This is a genomic window from Bradyrhizobium sp. HKCCYLS3013, assembly GCF_051167615.1.
Classification (GTDB): domain Bacteria; phylum Pseudomonadota; class Alphaproteobacteria; order Rhizobiales; family Xanthobacteraceae; genus Bradyrhizobium.
Genome location: NZ_JBNPTK010000025.1, coordinates 54015 through 68490 on the forward strand (window position 1 = coordinate 54015; position 14476 = coordinate 68490).

12 protein-coding genes and 1 pseudogene are annotated in these 14476 nt (G+C 66.2%); 9 read left to right on the forward strand and 4 right to left on the reverse strand.

From position 1 onward, the window contains the following. Positions 1 to 146 precede the first annotated feature (146 nt). Positions 147 to 530: a preprotein translocase subunit SecG gene (gene secG, locus ACQR1F_RS30170; RefSeq protein WP_315799765.1), complete on the reverse strand. Its 384-nt coding sequence runs from the start codon at positions 528 to 530 to the stop codon at positions 147 to 149. Between the two features lie 210 nt (positions 531 to 740). Between secG and ACQR1F_RS30175 the strand changes: the two genes are divergently transcribed. Next, on the forward strand, positions 741 to 1307 hold the full coding sequence (locus ACQR1F_RS30175) for a helix-turn-helix domain-containing protein (RefSeq protein ID WP_434914408.1): 567 nt from the start codon (positions 741 to 743) through the stop codon (positions 1305 to 1307). 2 nt (positions 1308 to 1309) lie between these two features. Then, positions 1310 to 1834, forward strand: coding sequence for a GNAT family N-acetyltransferase (locus ACQR1F_RS30180; protein WP_315799763.1), 525 nt, complete (start codon positions 1310 to 1312; stop codon positions 1832 to 1834). A 37-nt stretch (positions 1835 to 1871) separates the two neighbouring features. Here ACQR1F_RS30180 and tpiA read toward each other — a convergent pair whose 3' ends face one another. Further along, on the reverse strand, positions 1872 to 2627 hold the full coding sequence (gene tpiA / locus ACQR1F_RS30185; protein ID WP_434914409.1) for a triose-phosphate isomerase: 756 nt from the start codon (positions 2625 to 2627) through the stop codon (positions 1872 to 1874). A gap of 222 nt (positions 2628 to 2849) precedes the next feature. Here tpiA and ACQR1F_RS30190 point away from each other — a divergent pair, with 222 nt between their 5' ends. The 5 genes from ACQR1F_RS30190 (at position 2850) to ACQR1F_RS30210 (ending at position 9989) form a co-directional block, all read left to right on the forward strand. Beyond that, entirely contained in the window at positions 2850 to 4757 is a 1908-nt protein-coding gene (locus ACQR1F_RS30190) for a peptidyl-prolyl cis-trans isomerase (protein ID WP_434914410.1), read from the forward strand. Positions 4758 to 4779: 22 nt separating this feature from the next. Continuing rightward, on the forward strand, positions 4780 to 5793 hold the full coding sequence (gene trpD, locus ACQR1F_RS30195) for an anthranilate phosphoribosyltransferase (RefSeq protein ID WP_315799760.1): 1014 nt from the start codon (positions 4780 to 4782) through the stop codon (positions 5791 to 5793). 16 nt (positions 5794 to 5809) lie between these two features. Beyond that, entirely contained in the window at positions 5810 to 6628 is an 819-nt protein-coding gene (gene trpC / locus ACQR1F_RS30200; protein ID WP_434914411.1) for an indole-3-glycerol phosphate synthase TrpC, read from the forward strand. 2 nt (positions 6629 to 6630) lie between these two features. Then, entirely contained in the window at positions 6631 to 7125 is a 495-nt protein-coding gene (moaC, locus tag ACQR1F_RS30205) for a cyclic pyranopterin monophosphate synthase MoaC (RefSeq protein WP_434899279.1), read from the forward strand. A gap of 152 nt (positions 7126 to 7277) precedes the next feature. Next, entirely contained in the window at positions 7278 to 9989 is a 2712-nt protein-coding gene (locus ACQR1F_RS30210; RefSeq protein ID WP_434914412.1) for a bifunctional diguanylate cyclase/phosphodiesterase, read from the forward strand. A gap of 250 nt (positions 9990 to 10239) precedes the next feature. Here the strand turns inward: ACQR1F_RS30210 and ACQR1F_RS30215 are convergent, their stop codons facing one another. Then, positions 10240 to 11574 (reverse strand): S41 family peptidase, encoded by a 1335-nt coding sequence (locus ACQR1F_RS30215; RefSeq protein WP_434907689.1) that lies wholly within the window; start codon positions 11572 to 11574, stop codon positions 10240 to 10242. A gap of 420 nt (positions 11575 to 11994) precedes the next feature. Here ACQR1F_RS30215 and ACQR1F_RS30220 point away from each other — a divergent pair, with 420 nt between their 5' ends. Continuing rightward, on the forward strand, positions 11995 to 13131 hold the full coding sequence (locus ACQR1F_RS30220; RefSeq protein ID WP_315799755.1) for an alpha-hydroxy acid oxidase: 1137 nt from the start codon (positions 11995 to 11997) through the stop codon (positions 13129 to 13131). A 45-nt stretch (positions 13132 to 13176) separates the two neighbouring features. Further along, on the forward strand, positions 13177 to 13806 hold the full coding sequence (locus tag ACQR1F_RS30225) for an HAD family hydrolase (protein ID WP_434914413.1): 630 nt from the start codon (positions 13177 to 13179) through the stop codon (positions 13804 to 13806). A gap of 450 nt (positions 13807 to 14256) precedes the next feature. On the opposite strand, the pseudogene ACQR1F_RS30230 reads toward ACQR1F_RS30225, so the two are convergent. After that, positions 14257 to 14476, reverse strand: a pseudogene (locus tag ACQR1F_RS30230) (hypothetical protein); the annotation flags it as partial.

The window sequence follows — 14476 nt, forward strand, 5'->3', positions numbered from 1 at the left end:
CTGATGCGATTCGCCAAAACGAATCGTGGTCGGCCCGCAACGTCGTCGCGGGCCTGTGGGTGACGTCAAAATATGAATGGCCTCAGGGACTTGAGACCGCCTCATGATGCAGGACGCCAACTGCGTTCCTGCATGGCTTGCCCGCTTTATTGCGACTGCGGGGCCTGCGGCGCGCTCGGTGCCGCGGGGGCCTGCTGCTCGTCGGCCTTCTTGAGCTGGTCGAGCACGCCACCGCTGGTCGGCGCCACCGGGGTCGCCCCGCCCGATTGGGTCTGCCCAGGCACGGTGCCGAGGATCGAGGCCGGCTTGCGATCGTATCCTGCCAGCCAGGTCAGGGCCAGGCTGGTGAGGAAGAAGCCGACCGCCAGGATCGCCGTGGTGCGCGTCAGCAGGTTCGCCGTGCCGCGGCTCGACATGAAGCCGGCGCCGCCGCCCATGCCGAGGCCGCCGCCTTCGGACTTCTGCAACAGCACCGCGCCGATCAGGACGGCGACGATCATGAGGTGAATGACGATCAAGACAGTCTGCATGGTGACCTTCCGTCACAAGCCCTCGCAGGCCCCGGCCGGAGGCCGGGATCGCGAGAGCTTCGCGGGCTATTCGGAAATTTGCGCGGTGTTACACGATCGTGTCGAGCAACGCCACCCCGCAGATAATCGCAAGCACGCTTCACACAAGCGCCGATGTAGCCCTCGGGGTCGCCCCTTGCCGTCCGCCTCGATATCCATTATCAGAGACGAATGGATCAAATAATGGACGATTTCAGCCAGCGGCTCGCGCGCCGCCTGCTGCTGGAACGCGACGCCCGCGGGTGGTCGCTGTCCGACCTCGCCGAACGCTCCGGCGTGTCGAAGGCAACCATCAGCAAGATCGAGCGTGCCGAGGTCAGCCCGACCGCGGTCATCCTGGTGAAGCTCGCAAGCGCGTTCGACCTCACGCTGGCCGGCCTGATGCTCCGCGCCGAAGCCCAGTCGGAGCGCCTGTCCAAGGCGGCCGAGCAGCCGGTCTGGCGCGATCCGGAGACGGGCTATGTCAGGCGCCAGGTCTTTCTCAGGCCGGATCATCCGATCGAGTTGGTGACGGTCGAGATGCCGGCGCACCGCAGCGTGACCTTGCCGGCCTCTTCATACATCCACATCCGCCAGCTTCTCTGGGTGCAGAGCGGACAATTGACCATCACGGAAGGCGCGGACCGCCACGTCCTCGGCCCCGGCGACTGCCTCGGCTTCGGCCCACCGATCGACACCACCTTTGCCAACGAATCGGACGCACCCTGCGTCTACGTCGTGGCGCTTGCCCGGAGTTGAGCATGTTACCGCGAATCGCAGCCTTGTCCGACACGCCGGCCATTCGCGCGGCGCTGAGCGCGATGCTGATCGAAACAGTGGCCCATGGCGGGTCCGTCAGCTTCATGCACCCGCTCAGCTCCGGCGATGCCGATGCTTTCTGGCAGGACTCGCTCGCGGCCGCGGAGCGCGGCGAACGAATCGTGCTGGGGGCCTTTGACGGGCAGGACCTGATCGGGACGGTGACGCTGCAGCTGAAGCTGCCGCCGAACCAGCCACATCGCGCCGAGATCGCCAAGATGATGACCCGCGTGAGCCATCGTAAGCGCGGCGTCGCACGTGCTCTGCTGGATGCGGCAGAAACCCTCGCGCGCGGGCACGGCCGCACGATGCTCGTGCTCGACACCGCCGAAGATGGCGGCGCCTCATCACTCTATGAAGGCGTCGGCTTCCAGCTGAGCGGCATCATTCCAGACTATGCCGTGAAGCCGCATGGCGGCCTCACCGGCACGATGATCTATTGGAAGCGGATTGGAGAAGCGGCATGAGGCGCGGGGTATCAGAGCGCCCGGCTCAGCTCGGCTCTCAACAGCCCTTCGCAATTGCGAGAAAATCAGCCGCTTTCAGGCTAGCGCCGCCGACAAGCGCCCCGTTGACGTTGGCGACCGCCATCAGCTCGGCGGCATTGGAGGGCTTGACCGAGCCACCATAGAGGATACGCATGCGCGCCCCCTGCTCCTTGAAGCGGTCGATCAGCAATTGCCGAATAAAGGCATGAATCTGCTCGACATCCTTGGCGGTCGGCGTGAGGCCGGTGCCGATCGCCCAAACCGGCTCATAGGCCACGACCAGGTTGTCGGCCCGTGAGTCCTGCGGCAGGCTGAGGTTGAGCTGGCCGCGCAGGATGTCGAGCGTCTGTCCGGCATCGCGCTGCTGCTGGGTTTCGCCCACGCAAACGACCGCGACCAGCCCCGCGCGCCACACCGCCTCGGTCTTCTGGTGCACCACAACATCGCTTTCGCCATGATCGGCACGGCGCTCGGAATGGCCGACGATGATGGCGCTGGCGCCAGCATCGGCCAGCATCTCCGCCGAAATGTCCCCGGTATGGGCTCCTGAGGCCTTAGGGTGGCAGTCCTGCGCGCCGATCGCGATCGCGTGGGGGCCGCGCGCCCGCTCGGCGAAGCCTGCCACCAGGGTGGCGGGAGGACAGACCAGCAGGTCGGCCTTGCCGGTGACCTCGGCGGCTCCGGCCAGCATAGCGTCGAACTCGGCGGTCGAGGTCTTCAGGCCGTTCATTTTCCAGTTGCCGGCGATCAGCGGCCGGATGCGGTCGGTCATGGCGGGATTCCAGCAAATGTTGTGACGGACATCGGCTAGCAGAGCCCTTCGAGGAGCACCAGAGCGGGAGCCGTCTTCTCACCGCTTCAATCGGCCTCAGGGCCGAGGTTGCGACCGGGCGGCTGCCTCTTTATAAGCCGTTTCAACTCGGCGACGGCCTTTCGCGGAATCTGCTTTAAGGCGCGGCCTCTTCATCCTTTTTCCTGCAGACAGACTGGACCCATGCTTCGAGGATTACGCAAGGCCTCATCAAACTGGCTCGGCAAGACCATCATGGCGGTGGTCATGGGCGTTTTGATCGTCAGTTTCGGCATCTGGGGCATCGCCGACATCTTCCGCGGCTTCGGGCAGTCGACGGCTGCAACCGTGGGACGCACGGAGATCTCGATCAACGACTTCCGGCAGATCTATACCGACCGGCTGCAGCAGATCGGCCGCCAGCTCGGCCGTCCGCTGACCACCGAGCAGGCCCACATGTTCGGGCTCGACCGCTCCGTGCTGCAGCAGACGATTGCGGAAGCCGCCCTCGACGAGCAGGCTCGCCGTCTCGGTCTCGCCCAGTCCGATGCGGAGACCATGCGGGTGATCCTCAGCGATCCCAACTTCAAGGGCCCGAACGGGGCATTCGACCCGCAGCGTTTCCAGGCCATCATCCGCAATTTCGGCTTCACCGAGCAGCGCTATCTGGCTGACCAGCGACGACAGTCGCTGCGGCGGCAGATCACCGGCACGATCGCGGCCGGGCTGGAGCCGTCCAACACGATGCTCGAGGCGCTGAGCCGCTTCCAGAACGAGCAGCGCTCGATCGATTACATCAAGCTCGACGCGGCGCAGGCCGGCACCATCGGTGCGCCCTCGCCCGAGGTTCTCGCGTCCTATTTCGATGAGCACAAAGCCCAGTTCAAGGCGCCGGAATATCGCAAGATCTCGTTCGTCGTGGTGACACCCGAAGAGATCGGCAAGTCGACCGACGTTTCTGACGAGGACGCCAGGAAGCTGTTCGACCAGCGCAAGGCGCTGATGGGCACGCCGGAGAAGCGCCAGGTCCAGCAGATGACCTTCCCCACCATGGAGGAGGCACAGGCGGCGCGCGCCCGGATCGCCGCGGGTGAAGTCACGTTCGACGAGCTCGCCAAGGAGCGCAACCTCAACCCGGCCGATCTCGATCTCGGTCTGGTGACGAAATCGGCGATTCTCGACCCTGTCGTTGCCGATACCGCCTTCTCGCTGCCGACCGGCGAGGTCAGCCAGCCGGTCAAGGGCGCGTTCAACGTGGCGCTGGTCAAGGTCAGCGCGATTCAGCCGGGCCAGCAGCCCGAATATGAGAGCGTCGCTGCCGAGATCAAGAAAGAGATCGCAGCCGACCGCGCCAAGTCGCAAGTCGCCAATCTTCGCGACAAGATGGAAGATGAGCGCGGCGGCGGCGCCAGCGTGGCCGAGGCCGCCAAGAAGCTCGGTCTCAATGCCGTTACGCTCGAAGCGGTCGACAGGTCCGGCAAGCAACCCAACGGCCAGCCCGTTTCGAACATCCCGCTTGGCCTTGATGTCGTTGCGCAGGCCTTCACCAGCGACGTCGGTGTCGACAACGAGCCGATCTCGTTCCGCGGCGGCTATGTCTGGTTCGAGGTTCTCGGCATCACCCCGCCGCGCGATCGCGCCCTCGACGAGGTCAAGGATCAGGTCGCCGCGCGCTGGCGCGACGACGAGGTCGCAGCGAAGCTGCGCGCCAAAGCCACCGAGCTGGTCAAGAAGCTCAACGAGGGGGGCAAGCTCGCCGATGAGGCGACATCGCTGGGCGTGAAGATCGAGACGGCCAGCGCGTTCAAGCGCGACGCCTCGGTGCCCGGCGTCCCCACCGGAGCGATCACCGCCGCGTTCCGCACCGCCAAGGACGGCGTCGGCCAGACCGAGGCTGATGGCGGCCGGCAGTGGATCGTGTTCCGAGTCACCGACATCATCGATCCGAAGGTCGACCTTGCGTCCGAGGACACCAAGAAGCTGAAGGATCAGTTGCAGCGCGCGCTCGCCGACGAGCAAGGCACGGCCTATGTCATGAAGCTCGAGAAGGACATCGGGACGACGATCAACGAGGCCGCCGTGGCCCAGGTGGTCGGCGGCAACAATCAGTGACGGTTTGCTAGGGGCACGCGTGATGGACGATCTCAAGTCGATCATTGGCAAGGTCGCGACCGGCGCGCCGCTGTCCCGCGAGGAGGCGGCGTCCGCCTTCGACAGCATGATGTCGGGCGAGGCGACGCCGTCGCAGATGGGCGCGCTGCTGATGGCGCTGCGCGTGCGCGGCGAGACGGTCGAGGAGATCACCGGCGCCGTCAGCGTGATGCGGGCGAAGATGCTGCGCGTCGATGCGCCGGCGAGCGCGGTCGACATCGTCGGCACTGGCGGTGACGGCTCCGGCTCGGTCAACGTCTCGACCTGCGCCTCCTTCATCGTGGCCGGCGCCGGCGTGCCGGTCGCCAAGCACGGCAACCGCGCACTGTCGTCGCGGTCCGGCGCCGCCGACGTGCTCGCCGCGCTCGGCGTCAAGATCGACCTGAAGCCGGACCAGGTCGGACGATGCGTGCACGAGGCCGGCATCGGCTTCATGTTCGCGCCCGCGCATCATCCGGCGATGAAGAACGTCGGACCGACCCGGGTCGAGCTCGCCACCCGCACGATCTTCAATCTGCTCGGTCCCCTGTCCAATCCGGCCGGCGTCAGGCGCCAGATGGTCGGCGTGTTCTCGCGGCAATGGGTCGAGCCATTGGCCCACGTGTTGAAGAATCTCGGCTCGGAGGCCGCCTGGGTCGTGCACGGCTCCGACGGGCTCGACGAGATCACCTTGACTGGCCCGACCTTCGTCGCCGCGCTGGAGAACGGCCATATCCGCACCTTCGAGGTCTCGCCCGAGGAGGCCGGGCTTGGCCTGTGCGGCAGCGACGGTCTGAAGGGCGGCGACGCTGCGGCCAATGCGGTGGCGCTGCAGAGCGTGCTGGACGGCCTGCCGAGCCCCTATCGCGACGTCGCTCTGCTGAACGCTGCGGCGGCGCTGGTCGTCTCCGGCCGTGCCAAGACGCTGAAGGACGGGGTCGCAATCGGCCGCGATTCGCTCGACAGCGGCGCCGCGGCGGCGCGGCTGAAGCAGCTGATCGAGGTCTCCAACAGCTGATCCACCGGAGCGTGCCATGTCGGACATCCTGACCAAGATCGAAGCGTATAAGCGCGAGGAGATCGCGGCAGCCAAGAGGGCATGCGCGCTGCCCGAACTCGAGGCCCGCGCGCGCGTCGCTTCGCCGCCGCGTGGCTTCGTGGCGGCGATCCGAGCCAAGCACGTAAACGGCGACTACGCGCTGATCGCCGAGGTGAAGAAGGCCTCGCCGTCCAAGGGACTGATCCGCGCCGATTTCGATCCGCCGGTGCTCGCAAAGGCCTACGAGGCCGGCGGCGCGGCCTGCTTGTCGGTGCTGACCGACACGCCATCGTTCCAGGGCCATCTCGACTTCATGGTCGCCGCGCGGGCCGCGACCGCCCTGCCCGTGCTGCGCAAGGACTTCATGTTCGACACCTACCAGGTGATCGAAGCGCGTGCTCACGGCGCCGACTGCATCCTCATCATCATGGCCGCGCTGGACGATGCCGCCGCTGCGGACATCGAGGCTGCCGCGCTCGCCCACGGCATGGATGTGCTGATCGAAATCCATGATCGCGCCGAGCTCGATCGCGCGCTGAAGCTGCGCTCGCCGATGATCGGCATCAACAACCGCAACCTGCGCACCTTCGAGACCACGCTGGCGACCTCCGAGGCGCTGGCGCCGCTGGTGCCGAAGGAGCGCCTGCTGGTCGGCGAGAGCGGCATCTTCACGCCCGCAGACCTCGCGCGCTTGGCGCGCGTCGGCATCCAGACCTTCCTGGTCGGCGAGAGCCTGATGCGGCAGGCGGACGTCACGGCGGCGACGCGCGGGCTGCTCGCGCGCAATGCCGCCTCCGCCAGCGCGGCTGAGTGACCATGTCCGACAAGTCGCCCGACGCTCCCGCCCTCACCCACATCGACGCCCGCGGCGAAGCCCGCATGGTCGACGTGTCGGACAAGGCCGCGACCGAGCGAACCGCGACCGCCGAGGGCCGCGTCGTCATGAGCCCGGCGACGCTCGAGCTCATTTTGTCAGGCAACGCCAAGAAGGGCGACGTGCTCGGCACTGCCCGCATCGCGGGCATCATGGCCGCCAAGCGGACCTCCGAGCTGATTCCCCTGTGCCACCCGCTGGCGCTGTCCAAGGTCACCGTCGACATCACGCCCGATGCCGCGCTACCCGGCTGCATCGTCAGCGCCACCGTCAAGGTGACCGGGCCGACCGGCGTGGAAATGGAAGCCCTGACGGCCGTGTCCGTCGCCTGCCTGACCATTTACGACATGATCAAGGCGGCCGAGCGCGGCGTACGCATCGAAGGTATCCACTTGACCGAGAAGATCGGCGGCAAGTCCGGGCACTATCGCGCCTGAAGAGATTACCAAGTCAAATACAACTTCGAATTAATTGTTCGCTAACTCAACTTCCTAACCTCACTTCCATAGCGGGCCTATAGCAATGGTTGTGGGAGGGACGTCGTAGCGGTCCATCCCGAAGCGCCTATCGCAAGCGTATTCAGGGGCCGATGACGACCAACGCCAGTCCACGGAATGCCCTCAGAGCTTCGACCGACCGCGGTGGACCGATCCGCTGGCTGGTCGGCGGAGGCCTCGTGCTGATTGCAGCCATCGCGATCGGCACGACCATCATGGCCGACAGTTTCCGGGAACGCGCGCTGAACAGCGCGACGCGCGAGCTGGAGAACACCGTCCTTTTGCTGGCGCGTCATTTCGATCAGCAGATGGAGGATCTCGGCGCGATCCAGCGCGATCTCGCCAACTACGTCCGACAGAACCACATCGACACCGGCGCCCGCTTCAAGGAGCAGATGGGAAGTGCCGCCGTCAATGCCATGCTGAAGGACAAGCTGAGCGCGGTGACCTATGTCGGCGGTTTGAACATCTTCGACGCCGAGGGCAACCTGATCAACTCCGGAGCGGCTTGGCCGGTGCCGCCCGTCAACATTGCCGATCGCACATTTTTCAAGCGGCTGAAATCCGATCCGACTGCGCCGCAACTGCTGATCGAACCGGTCGTGGGCCGGATCACCGGCACCTATGTCGCGGTCATCGCCCTGAAACTGACCAGTCCCAGCGGCGAGTTCCTGGGCATCATCAGCCGCAGTCTCGAACCCATCAATGTCGAGCGGTTCTTCGCCTCCGTTGCGCTCGGGCCCGACGCGGCGATCTCGATGATGCATCGCGACGGAACCCTTCTGGCCCGCCATCCACGCCATGAGGGCATGCAGAACCAGAACTACAAGAACGCGCCGATCTTCCGCCAGATCCTGGCCGGCGATGGCAACACCACGGGCATTTTCAGCAGCCCCGTCGACGGCGAGCACCGCATCGGCGCATCGCACCGGCTGACGAGCTATCCCTTGATCGTGACCGCGACGACAACGGTCTCGGCGGCGCTCGCTGACTGGCGCGAGCAGATGCGCTTCCTGATCGCCGTCGGCGTGACATCGGTGCTGCTGATCGCCGGCATGCTCTACGTCGTGGTGCGCCGGCTGATCAGCGACCACGACGTTTCGAGCCGCCGCTTGACGCTGGAGAAGGAACGGCTCGACAAGGCCGTCAACAACATGACCCAGGGCCTCCTGCTGTTCGACGCATCGGAGCGCCTGGTCATCAGCAACCAGCGCTACGTCGACATGTACGGCCTGTCGGCCGACGTCGTGAAACCAGGCTGCACGTTCCGCGAGCTGATCGCGCACCGCAAGGCGACCGGCTCGCTCGCGGGCGACGACGGCGAATATGCCGATGCGGTGCTGCGCGACATCGGCCGCAAGACCTCGCAGATCATCGAGACCACGGACGGTCGCTGGATCCAGATCGTCAACGAGCCGATCGCGGGCGGCGGCTGGCTCGCCACCCACGAGGACATTACCGAGCGCAAACGGTCCGAGGAGCAGATCACGCATCTGGCGCACTACGACGCCCTGACGGATCTGCCGAACCGCACCCTGTTCCACGAGCGCCTCAAGGAGGAGCTGACCGGCGTCCCCCAAGGCCGGCGCCTCGCGCTGCATTACATCGACATCGACGAGTTCAAGGGCGTCAACGATTCGCTCGGCCATCTCGTCGGCGACGAGCTGTTGAAGTCCGTCGCGGCGAGCCTGAGCGCCTGTGTCGGCACCACGGGATTCGTCGCCCGCCTCGGCGGCGACGAGTTCGCCGTGGTTCAGACGGCGATCCGCAACCGCGAGGACGTCGAACAGCTGATCGAGGACATTCTCGGCGCGATCCGCGCGCCGCGCGACTGCCTCGGCCATCAGCTCACCGCCGACGCCTCGATCGGCGTGGCGCTGATCCCCGAGCACGGCACCGATCTCGACCAGATCATGAAGAACGCCGATCTGGCAATGTACGCCGCCAAGGGCGCGGGACGGCGCACCTGGCGCTTCTTCGAGCCCGAGATGGACGCCCAGGTCAAGGCGCGCCACCAGCTCGAGGTCGACCTGCGCCAGGCCATCGCCGACGATCGGCTCGAGGTCTACTACCAGCCTTGCCTGAGCCTGCAGGACGACCGCATCGTCGGCTGCGAGGCACTGGTGCGCTGGAAGCATCCGGTGCGCGGCAGCGTCTCGCCGGCCGAGTTCATTCCGATCGCCGAGGACACCGGCCTCATCAACCTGCTCGGCGAACGCGTCCTCCAGGTCGCCTGCACCGAGGCGGTGAGCTGGCCGGACGGCATCCGGCTCGCCGTCAACGTCTCGCCGGTGCAGTTCAAGAGCGGCACCCTGGCGCTCAAGGTCGCCAATGCCCTTGCGACCTCCGGCCTGCCGCCGCATCGGCTGGAGCTCGAGATCACCGAAGCAGTGCTGATCCGCGACGACGACGCGCTCGACACCCTGCACCAGTTGCGCGCGCTCGGCGTCCGCATCGCGCTCGACGATTTCGGCACCGGCTATTCGAGCCTCAGCTATCTGCAGCGCATTCCGTTCGACAAGATCAAGATCGACCGCTGCTTCGTCCAGGACATCACCGAGAGCGAGGGCTCCGCGGCGATCGTGCAGGCCGTGGTCAACATTGCCGCCATCCGCAAGATGTCGACGACCGCCGAGGGCGTCGAGACCGAGGCGCAGCGCCAGGTGCTGAAACGGCTCGGCTGCTCGGAGATGCAGGGCTATCTCTTCAGCCCTCCGAAGCCGGCGGCCGACGTGCGGCAATTGTTCGCCGCGCAGCGCACCAATCGCTCATCCGGCCGCCGTTCGCGCTCGGACGCCGCCTGAGCCGGTTCCGAACCGATAAATACCGTTGCAATTTGAGGCGTTTCCGCAAGCCAGATTCAAACCCTGCCGACCAGTCGTCCCGTTCGCCGCTTGAAGTCCACAGCTCCGCCATGATCTATCGGACACAGACGGACATGCTCCGTGTCCGCCAGTACACGCTGGTCGAAAACCACGGCGGGACGGCCTCAGGGCCGCCCCGTCGGGTGTGAGCATCGAGCGTCGCAAGCCGCGCACCCGCCCACTTCGCAGATCAGTTCGGCACTGCCGCCTTGGCGCGGACATCGGCGTTCACCGTGACGCCCCGCAGCACGTTGAATGCGGCGTGCAGCGCCTTGTCGTCCTTCTCGTCCGGCGGAACGTAGGACTGCGACCCGGTCTGCTCGGTGCCGTCGGCGGCCGAGAGATGGCCGCGCATGCCGGCCTCCCCCTTGAGATCGCCGCGATCCTTGAATTCGTCCGGCACGTCCTGCTTGACCTCGATGTCCGGCGCGATGCCCTGCGCCTGGATCGAGCGGCCCGACGGCGTGTAGTAGCGCGCCGTGGTCAGCGCCAGCGCGCCATTGCCGGCGCCGAGCGGAATGATGGTCTGCACCGAGCCCTTGCCGAACGAGCGCGTGCCGACCAGCGTCGCACGCTTGTGATCGTGCAGCGCGCCGGCCACGATCTCCGAGGCCGAGGCCGAGCCGCCATTGATCAACACCACGAGCGGCTTGCCCTTGGTGAGATCGCCGCCGCGGGCGGTGAAGCGCTGCGTCTCTTCCGGATTGCGGCCGCGGGTGGAAACCACCTCGCCGCGCGGCAGGAACGTGCTGGAGACCGACACCGCCTGGTCGAGCAGGCCGCCCGGATTGTTGCGCAGGTCGACCACGTAGCCGGCGAGCTTCTCCTGCGGGATCTCCTTGGAGATGGTGGCGACGGCCTTGCGCAGACCATCGGTGGTCTGCTCGTTGAACGAGGTGATGCGGATGTAGCCTATGTCGCCGCCCTCGGTGTGGTAACGCACCGGCCGCACCTTGATGATCTCGCGGTTCAGCACGACGTCGAGCGGCGCGTCCTTGCCCTTTCGCATGATGGTGAGCTTGGTCTTGGTGTTGACGCCGCCCTTCATCTTGGCGACCGCCTGCTCCAGCGTCAGCCCCTGTACGTTCTCGCCGTCGATCTTGGCGATGAGGTCGCCGGAGAGGATGCCGGCCTTGGACGCGGGCGTATCGTCGATCGGCGCCACGACCTTGACCAGGCCATCCTCCATCGTGACCTCGAGACCGAGTCCGCCGAACTCGCCGGACGTCGTCTCCTGCATGTCGCGCCAGGATTTGTCGTTCATGTAGCGCGAATGCGGATCGAGCGACGACACCATGCCGTTGATGGCGCCTTCGATCAGCGCGGGATCGCTGGGCTTCTCGACATAGTCGGCGCGGACACGCTCGAACACCGCACCGAACAAATTGAGCTGCGAATAGGTGTCGGCCATGCCGGCCGCGGCCTTGGCTTTGGCCACGAGTTGCGCGCCGTCGGGACCCGTCACCATCAGGGTCAGACCGACGCCGGTCATCGTGCCCGCCAAGAACAGCCAGTTTTTCCGCATTGTTTGCTTCCCGAGCGTTTGTTGATGGCCGGCCGATCTAAAAGGGTCCGCACGCATCGCCGGCGCGATTGTGTTGCGAACTCACACCACATTTCCGGTTTCTTCAAGGCCGATATTGCGCCGCCGTACCGGAGCCCGGCCGCCGGCGCCCGTATCCGAAATGGACGTTCGCAGGCCGAAATCAAGATCAGGGTTGCGCCTGTCCCCTGAGCCCGGACTGCACATACCCGGTCTTTCACGGGCCCCCCTCATCACATTTCGACGAGCCGTGGGCGACGACGCGATTCGACCGCCGGCGGCTGCGGCGAACGCCTTTGCAGGCCCGGCGAACTCCAGTTCGGAATGGCTTGCACCCGGACCGCTCGATGGGCAATGCTCCGCGGCAAAACCGGGAAACGTGACAGTCGCTGGGAGGCAACCATGAACCAACAGACCCCGATCGAGGCCGGGTGGCGGAACGTCGAGCTCGGCTCGAGCGACGAGAAGTTCCAGAACCTGCACGAGTTCATCCGCAAGGCGCGGGCCCAGCTCAACCAGAATGCCTGGGACTACATCATCGGCGGCGCCGAAACCGAGACCACGCTGCGCCGGAACCGGATGGCGCTGGACGAGATCGCGTTCCGTCCGCGCGTGTTGCGCGACGTCTCCAGGGTCGATGCCTCGGTCGAAACCTTCGGCCGCAGGCTGCGCCTGCCGGTGGTCTTGGCCCCGGTCGGCGCGCTCGAAATCTTCGATCCGGCAGGGGCCGCCAGCGTCGCCCGTGGTGCCGGACGATTCGGGGCCGCTCATATGCTGAGCTCGGTGTCCGAGCCCGGGCTGGAGAAGACCGCCGAGGCCGCTCCCGACGCGCTGCGCATCTTCCAGCTCTATGTCCGCGGTGACGACGCCTTCGTCGAGGACTACGTCAGCCGCGCCGTCGCCAACAGCTACACGGCGTTCTGCCTCACCGTCGACACCGCCCACTACAGCCGGCGCGAGCGCGACATCGCCAAGCGCTACGTGCGCGAAAGCCGGCTGCGCGCGACCGGCGGCGATCATCAGAAGGCGCTGAGCTGGCACACCGTCAAGCTGATCAAGGACAAGTTCAAGCTGCCGCTGATCATCAAGGGCATCGCGACCGCCGAGGACGCGCAGATCGCGGTCGATCACGGCGTCGACTGGATCTACGTCTCCAACCATGGCGGCCGCCAGCTCGATCATGGCCGCGGCGCGATGCACGTGCTGCCGGAGATCGTCGCGGCGGTGAAGGGCCGGGCCAGGATCATGGTCGACGGCGGCTTCTGCCGCGGCACCGACATCGTCAAGGCGATCGCCTCCGGCGCCGATCTCGTCGGCATTGGCCGGCTGCAATGCTGGGCGCTGGCGGCCGCCGGCGAGGACGGCATCCTGCGCATGCTCGAGCTGCTGGAGGACGAGGTCATCCGCGCGCTCGGCCTGCTCGGCGTCACCTCGTTCGCGGAGCTGAACGCATCCTATCTGCATCCGGCGACCGCCACCAACCTGCCGAGCGTGGTCAGCGCGTTTCCGCTGGTCGACATCGAGCCCTATCGCTATTGAGGAGGCGCTCCGTCGCTTCCACACCAGGCACCGCCGCCGCTGTCCATGCCCTCCTCCGCTCTCCGCCCCGGCGCGGCCGATGCGCTGCTGTTCGATCTCGGCCGCGTCGTCATCGACATCGATTTCGTCCAGGTGGTCTCGCGCTGGGCGGCGCATGCCGGCTGTCCGCCCGAGCAGATCGCGGCGCGCTTCGTGCGCGACGAGATCTATCACGGCCATGAGCGTGGCACCGTTTCCGACGCCGCGTTCTTCGCCAACCTGCGCCAGCAGCTCGGCATCGACATCACCGACGCGCAGTTTCTCGAGGGCTGGAACGCGATCTTCGTCGGCGCGATGCCGGGCATCGCCGCGCTGCTCGCACGCGCGGCGGAAAAGCTGCCGCTCTACGCGTTCTCCAACACCAACCAGCCGCACATCGATCACTTCTCGCCTGTTTACGCCGATCTGCTCGGTCACTTTCGCGAGATCTTCCTGTCGTCGTCGATCGGCCTGCGCAAGCCGGATGCCGAGGCGTATGATCACGTGGTGCGAGCGATCGGCGTGCCCGCCAAGCGGATCGTGTTCTTCGACGATCTCGCCGAAAACGTCGAGGGCGCGCGGGCCAGCGGGCTGAATGCGGTGCTGGTGCGCTCGACAGCCGATGTCGCCGCGGCGCTGGAGGCGCTGGGGATCTAGGCGCTTGTCGGAAGGACACGTCATGGCCGGCGGCGGCGTATCAACGAGGCTCGGGCCCGCAACTCCGCCACAACCTCCGCTGTCGCCCCTGCGAACGCAGGGGGCCCATAGCCACCGGCAGCCATGATCTGGCAAGACTCGTTCGATATCGTGCGCAAAACATCTCCCTGTGGCTATGGATCCCGGGTCGGCGCCCCGCCGCCGCTGGCGCGGCGTCGTGACTTGCCCGGGACGACAGCGGAGGGCGGCGCTGGATCGAAGCTCATACAGGCTTGAGGCGGTGAGAGAGGCACGAGGAATTCGCAAAGACGAAAACTCCGCTTCTCGATCACCGCGCAAAAACGGAGTCCCCCCGCGGAAAAATTCTGAGTTGCTGCGCTCGCAATCACGACGTCCACTCATGCGAAATTGTTCTCGCGGCACGGTGAGCCCGAGTGATGCTGCTGTCGTTCACCCTCGAAGTCGGAGGGCGCAGGGAATGCCGGGCTGCAGGCCGCAACCCATGGCCCGCCTGCAGAAAAAAAGCAGGCGGCAGTCACCACAGGTCCAGCCGACATCCGGCATTCCCTGCGCGATGGTCTTCACGCTTACTTCGCGCTCTTGTGTGTTCGAAACCTGCCAGAATGTGCGAACGGGCGGTTCTGACCAACCGCCCGTCGCTGGATCTGAG

Coding starts and splice junctions, on each gene's coding strand:
- tpiA (WP_434914409.1), bottom strand. CDS start 2,627: ATGACCGACCGCATCCGGCCGCTGATCGCCGGCAACTGGAAAATGAAC.
- ACQR1F_RS30175 (WP_434914408.1), top strand. CDS start 741: ATGGATCAAATAATGGACGATTTCAGCCAGCGGCTCGCGCGCCGCCTG.
- ACQR1F_RS30210 (WP_434914412.1), top strand. CDS start 7,278: ATGACGACCAACGCCAGTCCACGGAATGCCCTCAGAGCTTCGACCGAC.
- trpC (WP_434914411.1), top strand. CDS start 5,810: ATGTCGGACATCCTGACCAAGATCGAAGCGTATAAGCGCGAGGAGATC.
- ACQR1F_RS30190 (WP_434914410.1), top strand. CDS start 2,850: ATGCTTCGAGGATTACGCAAGGCCTCATCAAACTGGCTCGGCAAGACC.
- secG (WP_315799765.1), bottom strand. CDS start 530: ATGCAGACTGTCTTGATCGTCATTCACCTCATGATCGTCGCCGTCCTG.
- ACQR1F_RS30225 (WP_434914413.1), top strand. CDS start 13,177: ATGCCCTCCTCCGCTCTCCGCCCCGGCGCGGCCGATGCGCTGCTGTTC.
- ACQR1F_RS30220 (WP_315799755.1), top strand. CDS start 11,995: ATGAACCAACAGACCCCGATCGAGGCCGGGTGGCGGAACGTCGAGCTC.
- ACQR1F_RS30180 (WP_315799763.1), top strand. CDS start 1,310: ATGTTACCGCGAATCGCAGCCTTGTCCGACACGCCGGCCATTCGCGCG.
- ACQR1F_RS30215 (WP_434907689.1), bottom strand. CDS start 11,574: ATGCGGAAAAACTGGCTGTTCTTGGCGGGCACGATGACCGGCGTCGGT.
- moaC (WP_434899279.1), top strand. CDS start 6,631: ATGTCCGACAAGTCGCCCGACGCTCCCGCCCTCACCCACATCGACGCC.
- trpD (WP_315799760.1), top strand. CDS start 4,780: ATGGACGATCTCAAGTCGATCATTGGCAAGGTCGCGACCGGCGCGCCG.